Origin of the sequence: Paenibacillus sp. NPDC058898 (genome assembly GCF_049316025.1) — a bacterium.
In the GTDB taxonomy this organism is placed as follows: Bacteria; Bacillota; Bacilli; order Paenibacillales; family Paenibacillaceae; genus Paenibacillus_AQ.
Genome location: NZ_JBMOSM010000008.1, coordinates 182,025 through 201,086, shown reverse-complemented (window position 1 = coordinate 201,086; position 19,062 = coordinate 182,025). Strand labels below are relative to the sequence as shown.

Sequence of the window (19,062 nt, the reverse complement as noted above, 5' to 3'; positions counted from 1 at the left end):
ACGAGACTGCGCACTCTTTTTATTTGGCCAAAGCCTTAGGCCCGCAAATAATTGAGCAGGATCTGCTTGAGGATGCCAGCTGTTTCTCGGGCGCGAGGTCCGGCTCGACCACCAGGATTTTTTTTGGAGGGACAGCTTTCTGGCGAAAATGCCGAACGTAGCCGTTCCGCGATGGAACGGAAGGTTTCGAGAACGGTTTCCAGCTTTTTCGTAGCGATGGCAACGACGAGTTTTTCCTTACGCGGAAAAAACCGAAAAATGGTGGCAATGCCCATTTTGGCCTCGGTGGCGACATCCTGCATGGTGGCTGTTTCAATGCCTTTATGGGTAAATACGCACTCTGCCACTTTGACCACAACAACAGCGTATACATTGGCGGAAACAGCGGCCCGCAAAAGGACCGCTGTTTTATGGCGTTATTTCAATGGAATATTCCTTAATGAGGGACGTAAGTTCTTGGAAGGTGAATTTATGATTTACCATATCGACCGTAAAATCCTCTGCTTGTTTTTGTTCCATGATAAATCGATAACCGTTATAACGTAGAAACAGGAGAAGAGCCGTGAAGGCTGTTCTTTTGTTGGCATTTTGAAATGGGTGATTTTGTCCCAGTGATTCAAATAATGCAGCTGACTTTTCCCAGATGGATAAATAAGCGTCTTCTCCAAAAGCTGATGATTGAGGCCGATGGAGGGCGGAATCCAGTAAATGTGAATTTTTCACGCCGATATGCTCGCCAATACTATATTTCTGTATCATCGCAACGTTTATGGCGATAACCTCTTGAGAGGTTAGATAACGTATAGGGCTCATCGATCTTTTAACCCTTTTAAGGTCTGGTCGTATTCACTCATGATCTCAGACAAAGTATCTAAGAAATCAGGGCTGAGGCCATCAGGAAGGGAGACCTTATTAGCTTTTTTAATGATGATCTCTCCATTTGTTTGATTAACATCAATTTGTACCGTATCGCCTAGTTCTAGACCAATCTGTTTGAGGGCATCCGTCATTGTAATTCCCAGGCTGTTGCCGAACTTAGTGACTTTCCGTTCCATTTCGTTCACCCTGCTCATATAAAGTTTGCCTCCTTTATTATATTATTCAACTGTTATAACAATTATACATTGATTGAGAAATAAGATAAATCTCGATTCTTATAGTAGTGGTTAAATGCAGGAGCCGGCTATCCATATGCAGAAATCAATGCTCAGTGAATGCTTGATCATCCGGATGGTGAAGGGAGGCGATGCAATTGGAACGAAGAAGGGAACTTATGGCCACCGCTGTAAGCAGGTTCGGACTCTTGGAGAGGGATAGACTCCAGACGCATTTTTCCGAACACAGCCTTGTCTGTTCTTATCGAAGGGGTGCGGAGACCGTGTATGTACGCTTGACCGACGAGTCCCATAAACCATATGCGAAAATTGAGGGCGAGGTGCAGTGGGCCGAGTTTCTTGGAAGTAAGGGAGTATGCGTTTCGAGACCGCTTTATTCAGTGGAAGGGAATCTGGCGGAACGTATCCGGATGGAGGACCGTGAATATACGGCGGTGTGTTACGAGGAGGCCAAGGGGCGTCCGGTCGGAGAGAACGATGCCAATGAGCGATTATACAAGCGAATGGGCCAATTCATGGGCTCCATGCACCGCATCACCAAAGGGTACACCCATCTGGATCCCGTTACAAGACGCCCTGATTGGTCGGATGAGGCGGAAAAGGTTCAGCATATCGATTTACCGCTAACCGAGAAAGGCGTCACCCGTCGTTACGGGGTTTTGCTCCATTATATTTCGGAGCTTCCGATTGCTGCGGACGCTTATGGACTGATCCATGCGGATTTTCATTACGGCAATTTTTTTGTAAATGGGGATACGTTGTGTCTGATTGATTTTGATGCAAGCCGGTATTCATGGTTCATTGATGATATTGCGGTCGCCGCGTTTTTCTCGAGTTTAACCGAAGGGGCAGATGCGGAGCCGGATCAGTTTCTGACCCCGTTTCTAGAAGGATACCGTCTGGAGCATCATCTGGAGGATAAGTGGTTTCGAGAAATTCCGTATTTCATGAAGCTGCGAGAAATGGGGCGTTATATCAAGCTATTCCATGCTTGTAGCGGGAAGCTTGATAAACTCCATCCGTGGGGGCAATGGTATATGAGGGGACGCAAGGAAAAGATTTTGCGAAGTTTCCCGGCTATTTAATAAACGCAGCCTTGGTTAGAAAGATGGAGCCAAGGCTTTTTTATTTTGTAAAAACCTGCCGCGGTTGATTCTATCGTGAAGGCGAAGCTCTTGTAAGAAGGAACTATGTGCCTGCACCATCGGCAATACGCTGAAGGATGAGGCTTTTGTTGAACTGATCGAAGTGAATGAACCCATCGAAACGAGCAGCAATGCGTAATGGGTACGCTTTTATGTTAATCTTTTAAGCGAATCCAACAACAGCCTTAGTCCAGGATTCATCGCGGACTAAGGCTGTTCTGTTCTTAAGGGATCATACAATGCAATATTATGAGTACGTGCTGCATCTATTTTCGCCGTATGCCTTATGGCGTTTAGTTACGACTGCGGCTGCACATCCCGCTCAAAAGCGACGATCCAATCGCCCTGAATGGCGGCATAGCCGGTGTCTCCCTCCACAACAAGACCGTACAGATTCTTGACATCGAGATATTCCTTCCGCTCCCCATTATCAAATTCGAGGGTGATGTAGTAATATGTTCGGGAAGAATTGCTGGAATGCATCATGCCGTTATCCCCGTTGTGATGATTGCTGTGATGACGGATGTCCATGCGTTTGGAGACAACCCGGGCAAACTCGGACGTGCGAGGCGACTTGGCGTTCTTAACATAACGGGCGCCATTGGAAATGAAGCCCACAATCACAATCACGAATACAATTCCAATCAGAATGGGAACCAGCGTAAACATAAAATCAAATCCTCCGCCAAAAGACGGTCCTTGAGGCATCATCGACGGCGCTCCTCTCTGTCCGTTATTTTTCCATTGGTTATATGTACGGCAATAAGAATCAAAATGTTTCAAATTTTGGGATTACTCTTCCGATTTAAGTATTGATTGTATTATAATGAACAATACTTAATATACAATGAGACAATACTCCCTCGAGTGAATATTTTGCAGAGGAGCGTGCCTGAAGATGATGATTTCTTTACAACTGGATAGTGACATTCCTCTGTACGAGCAGCTGCGCAATCAGATTGTCGTCGGCATTGCTACAGGCGAGCTTGCGCGGGAAGAGAAGCTGCCAACCGTCCGCCAGCTGGCGGATGAACTCGGAATCAACACGATGACGGTGAACAAAGCGTATTCGCTTCTGAAACAGGAGGGTTATATCGTGATTGACCGTCGGCATGGGGCCAAGGTGAGCCCACCTAAGCCTCACAACCCCGAGCCTTCCCCGCAATTGGAGGAAGAGCTTCAATTGATCATTGCGCAAGCAGCGATTCAGGGAATTGATCGCGCCCGGTTTCAGGAGTTGTGCTCCCGCATCTTTTCCAAAATGACGTATCTGCAACCCTAATGAAAAGAGGTGATCTCCCTGCTAACCGTAATCCTTTCCATTACCGTCATTATCTGTTACGTTGCATTGCTTGCCACATATAAACCGCAGGCCAAATATAAGAACGGCATGTTATTTGCGGTTACCCTTCCGCCGCATGCGATGGAGCACGACGGTATCCGTGCCATTCAAGCGAGATTTAATAGAAGGATGAACCTTACGAGCATGTGGATGCTGGCTGCCTATATCCCCTTTGTCATTCTCCGCCCATGGTTCGCGTACCAGACGATTTATTTTTTTATATGGCTTATGGTCTTTATGGTCGTGATGGTGCTTCCGTTCAGAACGGCATTCCGCGAAACGCTGGGACTAAAACGCGAGGAAGAATGGTTTGTCGGGACCAAACGCTTGATCCTGGGTGATCTGCGCGTAACGCAATGGAAGAATCAACGATCAGCCTCTCCATGGCTGTTTCTCATTCCAGGGGCTATGTCGATCGGAATGATGCTGTGGGCCGTGTCCAAGGACCCGCAGTTGTGGGGCGTTACGGTTGGCGGATTGGTGGTGACGGTCATTCTGTTCCTGAACTCCCTTTTGATGCGGAGAACGAAGGCCAGGGTGTACAGTTTGAACAGTGAAGTCAATCTCGTATTGAATCAGGCAAGGCGTCGAGCCGTTTCGTATCTGTGGCTGCTCGTGGCGATTCTTGAAAATATCTTTTTCCTGATTCTCTTTTTGTTGGTTATGAACGAGAATGCAACCATGAACGGTGTATGGGTTACAATAATGCTCTTGTTCACGGCTATTCCGGTAGGGTTGGCGATCTATGTTTATCGTAGAATCCACACCCAAGAGCGGGAGATCCTGGAAAGTGACGGCAAAACCGTCTACACGGACGATGATGAATATTGGGCGAATGGCTTCATCTACCACAATCCGAACGATAAAAGTATCTTTGTAACGAAGCGAGTGGGAGTCGGAGAGACCGTAAACACAGCGACTCCGATAGGAAAAATGATCGTATGGGGTACCGGCGCTCTCTTGGCGGTAGTCATCTTCGGAACTTCGTTTATGCTCATCCGCTCCGAGATGACTTCGCCAGAGTTAACCGTCACGTCGGATCAACGGATCGAGATTAGTTACCCGATGTATTCTTATGATTTCCCCATTTCAGACATTCAGCAGTTAACGCTTGTGGAAAGCGTGCCCTCCGGCTCCAAAACAAATGGTGAATCGACCGATAAGTACGCCCGTGGGCATTTTCGGCTGAAGGACATCGGGAAAACGAGGCTGTACATTTTCAAGAACGATCCCCCTTATATCCAGTTCAAGCTGGATGAGTTGTATATTTTCTATAACGAAGAAGATCCAGTGAAGACCAAGGAGCTGTTCGAGGAGCTGCGAGAGATGGTGGGGGAGTAATGGGGGTTCCAAAAATATAATTGGAGAAGGAAGCTATGGTTAGAAATTATGACTGTCGATAGACCTGGATTTGAGGGACATCCTATTTTAGGAGAATTTAATGGAGAATTAAAGTCAAGTTTCTGGTTTCCATTCAAAGTAAAGACAGTAAATAAAAATCGACCTCTCTGAGGTCGATTTATTTATAATTTATAAATTAAGCTCTGCTTCTATTATAAAGTAATCATTTTACGCTTACTCCAGAGTCCGCATAATGCAATCCCAGCTGATAAGCTCGTTCGAGCAAACTTTCCATATGCTCCGGTCTACCCTCTAGCGTATCATAGAAGAATTCCACACGGGAATTCTTGATTCCGGAGTAGTCGGCCATCCCAATATTGAGGGAAAGGGATAACATCTGATCATAGCCCCGCTTGGCAAAATGATCTTCCGAAGCTCCCGCGAGCGCCAGCCATAATACCTGTTGGTGATGAAGCTTTGAGCCGCCGCCGTAAGCGAAGCCATGATTCCAGACACGGTCGATATACCCTTTCAGCATGGCCGGGATTCCGTACCACCACACCGGGAAGATATAGGCCAGCGCGTCGTGTTCCTTCATTCGTGCAATTTCGGCTTCTACTTCAGGAGAATAGATCTTGGTAGGATTAGACCAATCAGGTTCGTCTGCCTCCCACAGGACCGGATCGAAACCGATGCGGTGGAGGTCCAGAATCTCCGCTTCATGTCCGGCATCTTGAAGACCCTGCACAAATCGCTCCGTGACAGCAAATGTAAAGGAGTTAACTCTGGGATGGGTGACAATGGTCAGCACTTTCATCATGAATCACCTTCGCTTTCTTCTACAATGATTTGAATGCGGAACTGTTCTAAACGTGCCATCACGGAATCCGCAAGCACTAACGTTTCAGGAAGGTAAAAGCCTCCTGGAGCAGGGGGTAAGCCGTCCAGTCCTAATATGCGCTCAACGGATAGCAATACACCCAGTGCAGTGAAATGCGCCTGTCCCTCCGGATCGGTGATCGTAATACGCCGTTTCATGAAGCGCCCGTCATGAAGAACGCCCTCCAGTTCAATATAGAGGTCCTGGGAAGCCTTACCGCCCGCTCGGGTGCCTATCGAATCACCCACAGCGAAATCAAAGCGTATGTTACGTGCGTCCGTAGCGGCTGCCAGGCTCGGAACATCCAGCAGACTTATTGGATGACCTTCGACAAACGCACCATCTTGCAGCCTGATGCTTCTCGGATGCTCAGGGGCCCAGGCCCATTTCCATTTCCCGTCTTCCCGAAGGAGTGCCCGGTTGATGAAACCCTCTGTATCCTCCAGCGTCATGGGACCCATGGGGTCTCGTTCATCATAGAGACCAGCCAAATGGATCGAATGGATGCTTCGAAAGGATTGCGCCTCCTTATGCGCGACCCATGTTAGAATTCCTGCTTGGGAGTGGCCCAGTGGAATAATCGGTGCTGTAGGGGGATGTTTCTGTATGGCAAATAGGGTAGGCGTCAATTTGTCCGCAAGTTTCGTAATTCCAATGTGTGCAATTCCCTTGGTAAGCGCCTCCCGAATGAGGATGTCAGCTGGATCCTGGATCGTGGACACGATAAGATCAACCTGATCCAGGTCCTCGGGAGACAAGCCTAGGTTAATATCGAGAAAGGCTGTGCGTGCATTTCCCAGCTGTGCGCCAATGACGCCCCTTTTTCAGGATTGCGTCCGGCAAGAATCATTTCAACATCTTGGTTTATGGATCTAATATGCCGTGCAACAGCGCTACCGACTACGCCATACCCGCCGGCAATATAAATACGCGTCATGATAACTCCACCTCCAACTTTTAGATTATAGAATGCCGATGTTTTTCTTGCTGAAGCACTGGTATAAGGGGATTATGTATCATATAATGTCTGGAAGGAAGTACGCACTTAATTGTTCTATAGGTACCTAAAAGTATCATTAGTACCCCAAGGTGCCTGTTATCCGTCCTATGCGACTTACGTTCGAAAAGGAGAGAAGATCTTATGAATGGGGAGCGACAATACAATATTCCGTCCGAGGCAACTATGGATGTAATCGGCGGCAAGTTGAAGGTCATTGTGCTGTGCCATTTAAGTTATGGCCCCAAGCGAACGAGTGAAATTAAGAAGCAGATGCCGGATATTACGCAGAAAATGTTAACCCAGACGCTGCGGGAGCTGGAGGAGGATGGGATTATCACGCGAACGGTCTTTAATCAAGTGCCGCCTAAGGTCGTGTACGAGCTGAGTGAAATGGGCGTTTCGCTACAACCGATCCTTGATCAAATCTGTGAATGGGGCGAGAAGTACTTGAATGGGAAATCGAAGGTAATTACACCTTGAGGACAGACAAAATAAAAGCTGCTGACCTAATAAGGGTCCGTAGCTTTTTTTATTTTTTGAAATAGATTGTTGTCGCTCATAATTTCCATAGGGCAGAGGAAAAGCCTAGATATCCGCAGAATATTTAGTTCTTTAGACTCATTAAAATCCGGGCGATTTGAGCAATTTCTATGTTTGTCGAGAAATTGAATAGTTACTATAGATATAATAATGGATAGGGTGTAGGGCTGGGGAGGCCGTGAATATAAGGATTATCAATTTCTGATATGCAGCGGGATGAGTCACCCATGAATTAATAGAAACGTTTGTCCATTAGGAAACGTATGATCTTCATAGGACCTAAGGATTACTCACAAAAGGAGTGTGTACAGCTCAGATGGAAGGCAATTATAACTTATATATTGTTGGGCTTTCAATTGCGATTGCTATACTTGCTTCATACTCGGCTTTGAATATTACCTCTAAAATTTCGGATGCGAACGGCAAATCCAAGTTTTATTGGCTTTGCGGTGGCGCCATGGTCATGGGAAGCGGCATTTGGTCCATGCATTTTGTCGGCATGCTGGCGATGCACATGAATATGAACGTGAAGTATGATGCCTTTCTGACCATCATGTCGATGCTGGCCAGCGTGATTTCCTCCTTCATCGCGTTTTATATCACCATGCCCAAAAGCATTAACTGGTCCAAGATCGCCATTGGCGGTTTCATTATGGGAAGCGGCATCGTAACGATGCATTACATGGGAATGGAGGCCATGATTGTACACGCCGAAATCCGTTATGATCCCGGCATGTGGGCATTGTCCGCCATCATTGCGCTGGCAGCTTCCTATGCGGCCTTATTATTGTTTCTCCGTTTTCGCAACCATTCCAAGTCCAGCTTTCTTAAGTGGGGCTCGGCGGTCGTCATGGGATTTGCCGTGTGCGGGATGCATTATACAGGCATGAAAGCCGCGCGGTTCGAGGCTCATGCCGGCATGATGGCGCATCAACCGCAGTCTGTTGATTCCTTTCTTCTGTACTGTGTGACGGTCACGATTTTTGCCATCCTGCTGATATCCTGGGGAGCGATGTTCTTTGATCGGCATGTGCTGGAAAAGCTGGCCTATCAGGATACGATCACGGGATTGCCTAACCGCAATGAGATGAACCGGTTCTTTGAGGCGAATCCCGAAACAGAGAAGATTACGATCCTGTTTCTGGATTTGGACCAATTTAAGGCCATCAACGATACGCTGGGCCATAATGTTGGGGATTTGCTGGTCCAGGAAGTGGGTAAGCGACTGCGTCAATTCATTCGAGGCGGCCAGCAGGTATTCCGGATCGGCGGGGACGAATTTCTGGTTATTTTGAAGCAAAGCGACCCGAATTATGCCCAGCGCTTAGCCGACGATATACTTCAACAAATAAAAAACGTGTACCATATCGACGGCAACGAATTGTACGTGACGGCAAGCATCGGAATCAGCATCGGTTCCGTCCATAGCTCTGATCGTACGACGCTGCTGAAGAATGCGGATACCGCAATGTATAAAGCGAAGGGACTGGGCAAGAACCAGCAATGCCTCTATGACGAGGAGATGGGTCTTCAAGAGGTTCGCAAAATGGAATTGGAGAAGGACCTGCAACGAGCGCTTGAGCTGAAGGAGTTCTTCATTGTATATCAGCCCAAATGGAATGTGCAAAGTGATCGCTTGGTCGGATTCGAGGCGCTGCTTCGCTGGAAGCATCCCAGATTAGGCGTGATATCGCCACTTGAATTCATTCCGATTGCCGAAGAGACGGGGCTGATTATACCAATGACCCGATGGACGCTTGAGGAAGCATGCAAACAGTGCAGAATTTGGCAGGAGAGAGGAATTGTCCAGCCGGTTTCGGTAAATTTATCGATTCGTTTATTTCATGGTGACAATCTGCTTGAGCTTATTCAAAACGTTCTGGATCAGGCGGATTTGGAGCCTCGCTTGTTAGAACTGGAAATAGCAGAGTCCATGGTGCTGCATGATGTGAATGATATTATCCGCCAGCTTGGGAATATCAGGTCCTTGGGGGTTAAGGTCTCCATGGATGATTTCGGAACCGGTTATTCCTCGATTGGTCTATTGGACCGGATTCCGATTGATGCTTTAAAGCTGGACCGCCAGTTCACCAATGATTTGGACACGCCCAGTAAACGCGCCATTGTCAACGCCATCGTTCTTATGGCAGAGAATTTGAATCTGGATGTAATCGCGGAAGGTGTAGAGAACAAGGAGCATATCGACTTTTTGACCGGACTTGGCTGCCACGTCATGCAAGGTTATTATTACGGAAAGCCGATGGATATCGATGAGATTAAGGTCTGGATGTACGAACATAATCACAAAACAGAAGAGATCGTGACCCTTCGATGAAAAATAAATGGAATAGATACAGATCATAAGAATAACGGGCACCGTGAAGGTGTCCGTTATGTTGTTGAAGGTACATATTCTCACATCCCACCCCACTGAATTCAGAATATGAGTATAGGATTGGCAATGGTCGTGGTGATCAATGCATGATACCTGCCTCCAAGAAGGTCGGAGTTCTTTACACTTTTTGTATGATACTCAATAGCTTATTTCTTCTTTGTTGCAGGAGTTTTGTTGCTATTTTACTGGTAACGGATACAATAGTATGTGAATCTAATGAATGGTAGTGGTGATATATATGGTGTCAATCAAAGATGTGGCCAAGCTGGCGAACGTTTCGATATCAGCCGTTTCCAAGACGCTGAATGGCTATTCGGATGTAAGCGAAACCACGAAACAAAAGGTCATGAAGGCCGCGCAGGAATTGAACTATTTTCCGAACCGTCTGGCCAAAAACCTAAAGCACAAGGTCACCAAGACTATTGCGCTTATCATATCGAACTTTGAACAGGCGAACGGCAAGGACGGTGTCATGTTCCAAATCATGACCGGCGTCTATGCTGCAGCCCAGCATTATCAATATGAGGTGGTCATATATACGCGGAGCTTGTCCGAACAGCAGGATAAATCGTATTGGCAGTTCTGCAAGGAGAATAAGATCGCTGGCGTCGTAATTTCCGGGCTTCGTACCACGGACCCCTATTTTGAAGAATTGGTAAACAGTGAATTTCCATGCATGGTGATAGATGCTGATATTGTCGGTCCCCATACCGGTTCGGTGATAACGGATAACGTGGGTGCTGCCAGAAAAGCGGTGGAATATTTAATCGGCAAAGGGCACCGTGAGATCGGCATGATTAACGGACATAGCTTTGCGGCTGTCAGCATTCAGCGACTTCAGGGGTTCAGGGAAGCACTGGAAGGAGCAGGCCTGATTTATGATTTGAACAGGGTCATTGAAGCGGATTTTAGCGAGCAGGTGGCGTACGAAGCGGCCGAACCTTATTTGCAGCGTCATCCGAATTTATCGGCTGTTTTTATATCCAGTGATCTGATGGCAATCGGATTTATGACGCGCTGCCGTGAACTGAACATCCGAATTCCTGAGGACATCTCCATCATGGGCTTTGATGATATTGTGCTCTCCAGTTATACGACACCTAGATTGTCCACGGTTCGACAAGATTTTACAAAAATCGGCTATTCGGCATTTGAGGAAGTGATCAAGATGCTGGAGAATCAGACTCCCGGCTATCATAAAATTCTTTCATTCGAAATTGTTGACAGGGAGACAATAATGGTGCAATAATGTTATCGAAAACGTTTTCGCATTAGGAAGGCTTTTATTTTAGGCTGATTCCGAAATCGTTTTCGGTTCTTTTTTGAAAAGATCGAAAACGATTTAGGTATCGCTTACAAAAATAGAGAAAAATACAACAAATGGAGAGGATAACAACATGCTGAGCTACAACGAGGTACAGTCTGAAGAGTTGAAGAAATGGTCATTTTCCGAAGTGCAATTCAATCCGCTGGCTTTAGGCAAGTGTGAAGCGATCATGTCGCTAGGGAATGGATATATGGGTCTTCGATCAGCTGCAGAGGAGTCGTATATCGGGGAGAAGAGAAATCTGTTTGTGAACGGAACCTTCAATAAATTCGATGAATTCGAAGTGACGGAGCTTCCGAATACGGCCGATATGACGCGTCTGGATATTCGGATTGACGGTACAAGGTTCTCCTTGGAGCGTGGAACGGTTGCCGAATACGAGAGAATGCTGAACATTCGCGATGCCGAGCTCGTTCGGAGCTTTATCTGGGAATACCAAGGGAAAAGAATTCGATTTGAGTTCAAGCGCTATGTATCGCTGGCCAAGCTGCATCAGATCGGCCTGAAGGTAAGCATAACTCCTCTGAACGAGGGCATAACACTGGTTATTAACTCCGGGATTGACGGCCAGGTGAGCAACAGCGGAAGTCAGCATTTTCACGAAGGAGAGAAGCGGATTTTCGATAAGACCTTCCTGGAGCTGATTCAGACGACAACCGAGTCCAAGGTGGATTTCATCCATGGTGTGGCCCATCGTCTTAAGTTAAACCAGCAAGTGATGGATGTTGCTCCCAAAATGGATATCGACCGACGTAAGGTTGCCGTCTCCTATGCACTTGATGTTGCAGCAGGGGAGTGCTTTGAATTTGAGAAAATGGCGACGGTATTCACTAGCCGTGACAGTGAATTTGCAGAAGGAACAAGCCTGGACGACATTCGGCAGCATGCACTCGCTGAATTGAAAGCGTTCCATTCTGCCGGATACGACCGGCTTTTTGAAGAGCATCGGTTGGCCTGGAGCAAGGTGTGGGAGCAATACAACATCTCGATCCAATCCTCCAATTCCTTTGATCAGTTGGCAGTCCGGTTTGCCATATACCATCTGGTTATCATGACTCCGGCACATGACCGGCGGATGGGAATCGGCGCCAAGGGGCTCAGCGGAGAGGGATATAAGGGTCACTCTTTCTGGGATACGGAAATTTTTATTTTGCCATTCTATATTTATACGAAACCCGAGGTTGCGCGATCCTTGCTTGAATATCGATATCTCGGTCTGGAAGGCGCTAGGGCAAAGGCAGTTGAAAATGGCTTTGCAGGCGCGATGTATCCATGGGAAGCAGCATGGCCAAGCGATGGCGAGGTCACGCCGGAGTGGGGTCAGGTGGATATTGTCACAGGCAAACAGATCAAGATATGGTCCGGATTTATTGAACAGCATATTACGTCCGATGTCGCTTACGCCGTGTGGCACTATTACAAAGCGACCGGTGATCAGGACTTTATGGATCGTTGCGGCTACGAAATGATATTTGATACCGCTAAATTCTGGGCGAGCCGTCTGGAATGGAATGAAAGCAAGGCGGTATATGAAATCAATGAGGTTGTGGGGCCGGATGAATACAAGGAGCATGTGGATAACAATGCGTTCACCAATTACATGGCTTCCTTTAATATCCGGTTGGCCATGGAATACTACGAGAGTCTACAAACATCGGATGCGAAGTTATTCCAGTCGCTGAACGGGAAGCTGGGGCTGGAGCAGGCTATGAATGAGTGGCAGAATAAGTTCCATCAGATCTACTTGCCACAGCCGAACCAAGATGGCATTATCCCGCAGGATGACACCTACTTGCAGAAGAAACTCATTGATTTAACTCCTTATAAACAACAGAGCAAGGTAGGCAGCATCTTTGACGATTACAACCTGGATCAGGTTGGAGAAATGCAGGTATCCAAACAGGCTGATATTATGATGCTTTTCTTCTTGCTGGAGGATCAGTTCTCTCCAGAAGTGAAGAAAGCCAATTACGATTATTACGAGCCGAAGACGTTGCATGATTCCTCGCTGTCGATGTCTACACATAGCATTCTGGCGAACGATTTTGGCGATGGGGATCTGGCATATCAATTGTTCGAACGAGCTTCAAAGATTGACTTGGGGCCGTACATGTACTCCTCAGATGCCGGCATACACTCCGCGTCGCTTGGCGGCATATGGGAATGTGTGGTGCTCGGGTTCGCAGGCGTCCGCATGCTGGGCGGGGAGCTGCATATGAATCCAAATCTGCCTGAAGCCTGGGAGAAGCTTTCCTTCCCGCTATACTGGCAGGGGCAGCGGCTGGAAGTGCACATCGACCGTGAGACGCTGACGCTGACTACGAATTCGGAGCAGGAACTGCAGCTGGTGTTCCACGGCAACACCATCAAATTCTCGAAAGAGCTTCAAATCCAATATTGAATATTCAGGAGGGTCATTCAATGAAAAAGAATTGGAAATGGTCAACCATGCTCAGCATGGTCATCATCGCTGCGTTGGCATTATCCGCTTGCGGCGGTAACGGTGGCAGCTCGGACAAAGGCGCGGCCGGAGAGAAAGTTAACCTTACATTCACCGTCTGGGGCGATGTGAGCTCCGGTGCGAACGAACAGCAGCTCGCTGATGAATTCAATAAAGCACACCCGGATATCCAGGTGAAATTCGAGCCGATTCCGAGTGAAGGTTACGGCACCAAATTGACGACTTCGCTTGCAGCCGGGCAAGCACCCGACGTATTCCTGATCGGTGAAGGCGATTATTTCAAATATGTTGAAAAAGGCGTTGTTGAGCCGCTGGATGAATACTTGAGCAAGGACAGTGGTTTCAGTCTGGATATCTTCCAGAAGGATCTGATCGACAACATGAATATCAATGGCAAACAGTACTACCTGCCGAAGGATTTCAATCCGCTTGCGCTCTGGTACAACAAGCGCATGTTTGATGAAGCGGGCATGGAGTATCCGTCCGATAATTGGACTTGGGACCAACTGATCGAAACTTCCAAGAAGCTGACCAAGAAGGAAGGCAATAAGTATACCGAATTCGGTTTCAATGCCGGCAAATGGGAATATCCGATTTACACGTATCTGTGGGATCATGGCACGGATATAGCGAATGAAGACGGAACGCAAGCCGAAGGATTCATGAATGGTGAGAAGACGGTAGCCGCTATTGAAAAATACGTATCCCTGTCCCAAGGCGAAGACCGCGTATCGCCTACGCCTCAGGATGCCGAGACCCTTGGTGGAGACTCCTCCATGTTCATGACGGACAAACTGGCCATGATGGTCACCGGCCGCTGGGTGAAGGGCGATCTGGATAAATCGGATGTGGAATACGGATCAGCCCTGATTCCGACAGGCGAGGATGGTACACGGAGCAGCATTATCGCAAGTGCAGGCTGGGCTATCAATGCAAACGGCAAACACAAGCAGGAAGCGTATGAGCTGTTGAAATGGTTGTCCGGAACGGAAGCACAGAAGCTTCGCTCCGAGAATGGCAAGGTTCTTCCTGCAACCGTAGTGGAACTTGAAGAAGTGAAAGCAAAGGAAGTGTCAGACAAGCCGGTTATCGAGATGATGGATTATGCGAAGAAACCGGTCACATTGCGCTCTACCCATGGCCCCATTTTTGTTGAGGAATTCAACAAAGCCATAGAGAAGATTTTGCTGAAACAACAGGACGTGAAGGGCGCCCTGGATGAAGCTGCGAAAAACGTCGATAGCAAAATCAAGTAAAAACGACAGGTGAAGCGTATGACGAATGCGCTTCACCTGCTTCATCAAGGAGGCTTGTTATGCGAAAGTCTAAATCGGATTGGGCCGGCTACTTATACATCATGCCATGGCTTCTGGGACTTCTGCTGTTTACGATTGGACCGATGCTGTTCTCGTTGCTGCTAGCCTTCAGCAAATGGGACATTATAACGGGAGTGCAATCGATCGAGTGGGTTGGGCTGGACAACTTCAAGGCGATTTTCCATGACGAATTGTTCTATCAATCATTAAAAGTAACTTTTATCTTTGCTTTGGTATCTGTGCCACTCTACCAGATTGTGTCCCTCTTGATTGCGGTACTGCTCAATATGCGCAGCCGCGGCATGAAAGTGTTCCGATTGATCTATTTCATGCCGTCCGTCATTCCTGCGGTTGCGGTATCGATGATGTGGGTGATGATATTCAACCCCGAGTACGGGATTCTGAACAAAGCGCTTGGCTGGTTTGGCATCCAGGGACCCGCTTGGCTTCAAGATCCATCCTATGCTCTCGGAGCGCTCATCGTCATGGGGATCTGGGGCGTCGGCAACACGATCATTATTTATCTGTCGGGTCTGCAAAGCGTACCGGAGGACATGCATGAAGCGGCTGAGCTGGACGGTGCCGGCCGTTTCCGCCGGTTCTTCAGCATTACGCTGCCGATGATATCGCCAACGGTATTTTTCAATTTGATCATGGGGATTATCGGCGGGTTCCAATACTTCACCCAGGCTTTTGTCATGACCAACGGCGGACCGCTGAATTCTACTTTGTTCTATAATCTGTATCTCTATAATAAGGCCTTTCAGGATTACGAGATGGGTTATGCCTCCGCCTTGTCCTGGATCTTGTTTGTCATCATTCTTGTATTCACACTGATTGTCATTCGAAGCTCGTCCATGTGGGTGTATTATCAGGGCGACGATGATAAGGATTAAAGGAGGCGTCATTCATGAATCAATCTGCCAAGCGTCGTATCAACGTGCCGCATATCCTATCCATGCTGGCGCTCATTGCCGGGGCTCTTATCGTCATTGTGCCTTTACTGTGGACCTTCTTCACGTCGCTGAAGTCACCGGCTGAGGTGTTTAAAGATAATTTCTTCCCCACCGTGTGGCATTGGACCAATTACAGAGATGCCGTACAAGCTGTTCCGTTTTTCAAATTTCTGGGCAATACCCTCATTATTCTGATTCCGGTTTTGATCGGAACCGTATTATCTTCGGCCATCTGTGCTTACGGATTCGCAAGATTTAATTTCAAAGGGAAGCGTTTGCTGTTTCTGGTATTGCTTGCAACTATGATGCTGCCTTCCCAGGTTACGATGATTCCAATGTTCATCATGTTCAAGGAAATCGGCTGGGTGGATACTTTCCTGCCACTCATCATCCCTGCGTTTTTTGGCGGCGGCGCATTTAATATATTCCTTATTCGCCAGTTCATGCGCGGCATACCGAGGGACCTGGATGAGTCGGCCTTCGTAGATGGTGCCAACCGGTTCCAGATCTTTACGCGCATCGTTCTGCCGCTGTCCGTGGCACCGCTGATTGCGGTATCAATCTTTACCTTCATGGGCGTATGGAATGATTTCCAGGGACCGCTCATTTACCTGAATTCCAGCGATAAATATACGCTGGCTCTGGGACTTTCCATGTTCAAGGGATTGTACAATGTCGAATGGAACATGCTGATGGCGGCAACGATTCTGATTATGCTGCCGGCATTAATCGTATTTTTCTTGGCACAAAAATATTTCATCGAAGGCATTTCCATCTCTTCAGCCATCAAGGGCTGATCAGTTGACGATGCGTTAGGAGGCTAACATGCCAAAAACTACAGGATTAAGTAGCAGACATCCTTTCAATTTATACTATAATGCCGGTGAGTATATTAAAATCTGTGGAACCCAGGACGGATATTTCCCGGATTTCGGACATCATATTGCCAATGAGATGGGCGGGGTGTGGCTGCACCCGATCAAGCTGCTGGACGGCTTCTGGCTGAGAATTACGGATCTGGACCGGAATATCTCGGTTTGGTCGAGATCGGACGGCTTTACGAATGAGCCTTGGGGCAGCCGGTTTCAATACGATCACGGGCTGGGCCATATTCCGGTTCAATTGGAGCGCACGCAATTCGCACCCGAGCTGGAAAAAGGATTCGTGGCGGATTATAAACTGCTGTCCTATGGAAAAGGTACGACCCGCCTGAAGCTGGAGCTGCTGGCTCGCACCGATCTTCGCCCCGTCTGGTTCTCCGATGAAATCGGCATAACCAATGGCGAGCAGGATGAGGTGATCCTCAGCTCGGATCGGAAAGTCACCGTGAAAGACAGTGCACATGACTGGTATGTCCAGATCGGTTCGGATCTGCCGGGCAGCGTGGTTGAGACGGGGCCGTCTCTATATGGGCCCGAGTTCACCGCTGGAAACGGGACGGGTGTAGCCTTCCGGAGCGAAGTGATTGAGCTCCGGGAGAAGGAGACATTGCAATTCCGCTTATTTGTGGCCGGCTCCTATCAATCCCAGGAAGAGAGCGAAGCGGTATATGACAAGCTTGTCTCTTCGCATGAGGCTCTTTTTGACGAGAAAAAAGTTATATATGAAGAGGTCGCTAACCGGGCCAAACTGAAAATCGCCGGCGAGGACTTGCTGAATGAAGCCTTTACGTGGGCCAAATTGAACAATCAGTGGCTTGTGCAAAAGGTGGACGGGATCGGACGCGGCTTGACTGCCGGCGGACCTACCTATCCGTGGTGGTTCGGCTGTGACAATACCTATTCCCTTCAAGGGGTGCTTGCCATCGGGGATGCGCAGCTTGCAAAGGATACGCTGAACCTTTTGCTTGAAAAATCGGAGGAAGCCAATGGCAATGGCAGAATCGTGCACGAGATCACGACCATGGGGGCGGTGTCGAATCCGGGCAACACCCAGGAAACGGCCCATTACATCGCTTTTGTATGGGAGCTGTTCCGCTGGACAGGAGATGAAGAACTGCTGCGCCGTCATTACCGCTATTGCGTAAAGGGCGTAGACTGGCTATTGCATGAAATGGATCCGGACGGCGATCTGTTCCCGTCAGGTTACGGCATCATTGAGATTGGCGGTCTGAACATGGAACTGATCGACAGTGCCGTGTACACCGCCCAGGCTCTGCGGGCGATGGTCGATATGAGCAGGCATCTCGGCGAGGAAGAAAACGCGGAGAAGTATGGTCAGCTCGCGGACCGGGCAGTACGCGCGATCAATGAAGTGTATTGGTGCGAGTCGGAGGGATTATACGCTGACGCCGTTGCGACCAGAGGCGATATTGAGCCGAATGTGGACTATATGGTATCCCTCTCGGAGAAGGAAGGCATTCAGGGGTATCGCGAATACCTGGAGCAAATGCTGGCCGAAGCTAAAGATGCGAGGGCTGACCGGGGCTGGCTGCTTAACAAGAACTGGGTCATCGTGACGCCGATGGAGACGGGCATTGCCGATCCGGAGAAGGCCGAGAGGGCGCTTCAAACCATGCGTTCCGATGTGTTTATCGGGGAGCATGGCACCTATCTTGGGGGGATCTACAAGCAGGGCACGATGACCATCTCGACGGGGGTTCACGCGGTAGCGGAAGCGGCCAACGGCCATCCGGACGAGGCGCTGGCGCTGCTGCGCAGAATGCTGGGGACCTTCTCGAAGGTGCTTCCGGGTTCTTTTTCCGAGATGTCGCCGGATTACGGCTGCGTGGTGCAGGCGTGGACATTATATGCCCTCACGGTTCCGGTTATCCGCCATTTCTTCGGTGTGACACCAAACGCGTTTGAGAAGACGGTTTATATCAAGCCGCAGCTTCCAACCTCGTGGCATGATCGTGAATGCAGCCTGAGCAATCTTCGGGTAGGCGAAGCCGAGCTGGATATTTCCATAGCGCCGCAACAAGCGGGGAATGGACGGACAGTAATCGTTCGCAACCCTCAGGGGTGGAACATTGTTATCGAGCTGGACGGTCAACGCCTGGAGAGCACAAAAACGCATATAATCTGGGCAGTGGAATCAGTCCAGGTGTAAGCCAGCAAGAGAAATGCCCCTTGAACGAGGGGCATTTCGACGATTTCTCATCTAAAATAAAGGTCCCTCAATCCGTGTAAAACGGAGGAGGGATCTTTTTTCGTGTCGAGTGATCAGGAAGATCCATTCGTTGAATTTGAGGTTTAAATTGAAAGCCCTTTCGGAAATCTGTGATATACTACGACATAACAGG

General features: G+C 48.3%; 18 protein-coding genes. 11 read left to right on the top strand and 7 right to left on the bottom strand.

Translation table 11 applies throughout. The features are described 5' to 3' along the window. Positions 1-35: 35 nt before the first annotated feature. The 3 genes from ACOZB4_RS21990 to ACOZB4_RS21980 are packed head-to-tail and all read right to left on the bottom strand — an operon-like array spanning position 36 to position 1,073. On the bottom strand, positions 36-395 hold the full coding sequence (locus ACOZB4_RS21990; RefSeq protein ID WP_379408425.1) for a TetR/AcrR family transcriptional regulator: 360 nt from the start codon (positions 393-395) through the stop codon (positions 36-38). A gap of 13 nt (positions 396-408) precedes the next feature. Then, positions 409-813: a type II toxin-antitoxin system death-on-curing family toxin gene (locus ACOZB4_RS21985; RefSeq protein WP_379408429.1), complete on the bottom strand. Its 405-nt coding sequence runs from the start codon at positions 811-813 to the stop codon at positions 409-411. Further along, entirely contained in the window at positions 810-1,073 is a 264-nt protein-coding gene (locus ACOZB4_RS21980) for an AbrB family transcriptional regulator (protein WP_127594012.1), read from the bottom strand. The genes ACOZB4_RS21985 and ACOZB4_RS21980 overlap by 4 nt, the downstream gene beginning before the upstream one ends. 179 nt (positions 1,074-1,252) lie before the next feature. On the opposite strand from ACOZB4_RS21980, the gene ACOZB4_RS21975 reads away from it, so the two are divergent. After that, complete coding sequence (locus ACOZB4_RS21975; protein WP_379408432.1) at positions 1,253-2,200, top strand: phosphotransferase enzyme family protein; 948 nt, start codon at positions 1,253-1,255, stop codon at positions 2,198-2,200. 357 nt (positions 2,201-2,557) lie between these two features. Here the strand turns inward: ACOZB4_RS21975 and ACOZB4_RS21970 are convergent, their stop codons facing one another. After that, a complete protein-coding gene (locus tag ACOZB4_RS21970; RefSeq protein WP_379408434.1) occupies positions 2,558-2,971 on the bottom strand; it encodes a DUF2500 domain-containing protein in 414 nt (137 codons plus the stop codon). A 187-nt stretch (positions 2,972-3,158) separates the two neighbouring features. On the opposite strand from ACOZB4_RS21970, the gene ACOZB4_RS21965 reads away from it, so the two are divergent. Both ACOZB4_RS21965 and ACOZB4_RS21960 read left to right on the top strand, forming a co-directional pair. After that, complete coding sequence (locus ACOZB4_RS21965) at positions 3,159-3,542, top strand: GntR family transcriptional regulator (protein WP_379408437.1); 384 nt, start codon at positions 3,159-3,161, stop codon at positions 3,540-3,542. A 9-nt stretch (positions 3,543-3,551) separates the two neighbouring features. Further along, positions 3,552-4,943, top strand: coding sequence for a DUF5808 domain-containing protein (locus ACOZB4_RS21960; protein WP_379408441.1), 1,392 nt, complete (start codon positions 3,552-3,554; stop codon positions 4,941-4,943). A gap of 223 nt (positions 4,944-5,166) precedes the next feature. Here ACOZB4_RS21960 and ACOZB4_RS21955 read toward each other — a convergent pair whose 3' ends face one another. The 3 genes from ACOZB4_RS21955 to ACOZB4_RS21945 are packed head-to-tail and all read right to left on the bottom strand — an operon-like array spanning position 5,167 to position 6,760. Beyond that, positions 5,167-5,760: an NAD(P)H oxidoreductase gene (locus ACOZB4_RS21955; protein ID WP_379408801.1), complete on the bottom strand. Its 594-nt coding sequence runs from the start codon at positions 5,758-5,760 to the stop codon at positions 5,167-5,169. Continuing rightward, on the bottom strand, positions 5,760-6,581 hold the full coding sequence (locus ACOZB4_RS21950) for a hypothetical protein (protein ID WP_379408444.1): 822 nt from the start codon (positions 6,579-6,581) through the stop codon (positions 5,760-5,762). Before ACOZB4_RS21950 ends, ACOZB4_RS21955 begins: the two co-directional genes overlap by 1 nt. 2 nt (positions 6,582-6,583) lie before the next feature. Beyond that, positions 6,584-6,760, bottom strand: a complete 177-nt coding sequence (locus ACOZB4_RS21945; RefSeq protein ID WP_379408448.1) for a hypothetical protein — start codon at positions 6,758-6,760, stop codon at positions 6,584-6,586. Positions 6,761-6,964: 204 nt separating this feature from the next. Between ACOZB4_RS21945 and ACOZB4_RS21940 the strand changes: the two genes are divergently transcribed. The 8 genes from ACOZB4_RS21940 (at position 6,965) to ACOZB4_RS21905 (ending at position 18,869) form a co-directional block, all read left to right on the top strand. Continuing rightward, positions 6,965-7,303, top strand: coding sequence for a winged helix-turn-helix transcriptional regulator (locus ACOZB4_RS21940; RefSeq protein ID WP_379408452.1), 339 nt, complete (start codon positions 6,965-6,967; stop codon positions 7,301-7,303). A gap of 376 nt (positions 7,304-7,679) precedes the next feature. Further along, positions 7,680-9,698 (top strand): bifunctional diguanylate cyclase/phosphodiesterase, encoded by a 2,019-nt coding sequence (locus tag ACOZB4_RS21935; RefSeq protein WP_379408456.1) that lies wholly within the window; start codon positions 7,680-7,682, stop codon positions 9,696-9,698. A 298-nt stretch (positions 9,699-9,996) separates the two neighbouring features. Next, complete coding sequence (locus tag ACOZB4_RS21930) at positions 9,997-11,007, top strand: LacI family DNA-binding transcriptional regulator (protein WP_076322496.1); 1,011 nt, start codon at positions 9,997-9,999, stop codon at positions 11,005-11,007. A 148-nt stretch (positions 11,008-11,155) separates the two neighbouring features. Beyond that, positions 11,156-13,486, top strand: coding sequence for a glycoside hydrolase family 65 protein (locus ACOZB4_RS21925; RefSeq protein WP_379408465.1), 2,331 nt, complete (start codon positions 11,156-11,158; stop codon positions 13,484-13,486). Between the two features lie 20 nt (positions 13,487-13,506). Next, the gene (locus tag ACOZB4_RS21920; RefSeq protein ID WP_076322494.1) at positions 13,507-14,802 is read left to right on the top strand and encodes an ABC transporter substrate-binding protein; all 1,296 of its coding nucleotides are present in this window, start codon (positions 13,507-13,509) and stop codon (positions 14,800-14,802) included. Between the two features lie 59 nt (positions 14,803-14,861). Then, the gene (locus ACOZB4_RS21915) at positions 14,862-15,758 is read left to right on the top strand and encodes a carbohydrate ABC transporter permease (protein WP_076322493.1); all 897 of its coding nucleotides are present in this window, start codon (positions 14,862-14,864) and stop codon (positions 15,756-15,758) included. Positions 15,759-15,772: 14 nt separating this feature from the next. Continuing rightward, positions 15,773-16,615 (top strand): carbohydrate ABC transporter permease, encoded by an 843-nt coding sequence (locus tag ACOZB4_RS21910; protein ID WP_379408476.1) that lies wholly within the window; start codon positions 15,773-15,775, stop codon positions 16,613-16,615. A gap of 28 nt (positions 16,616-16,643) precedes the next feature. Continuing rightward, positions 16,644-18,869, top strand: a complete 2,226-nt coding sequence (locus ACOZB4_RS21905) for a glycogen debranching protein (protein ID WP_379408479.1) — start codon at positions 16,644-16,646, stop codon at positions 18,867-18,869. The last annotated feature ends 193 nt before the right edge of the window (positions 18,870-19,062 follow it).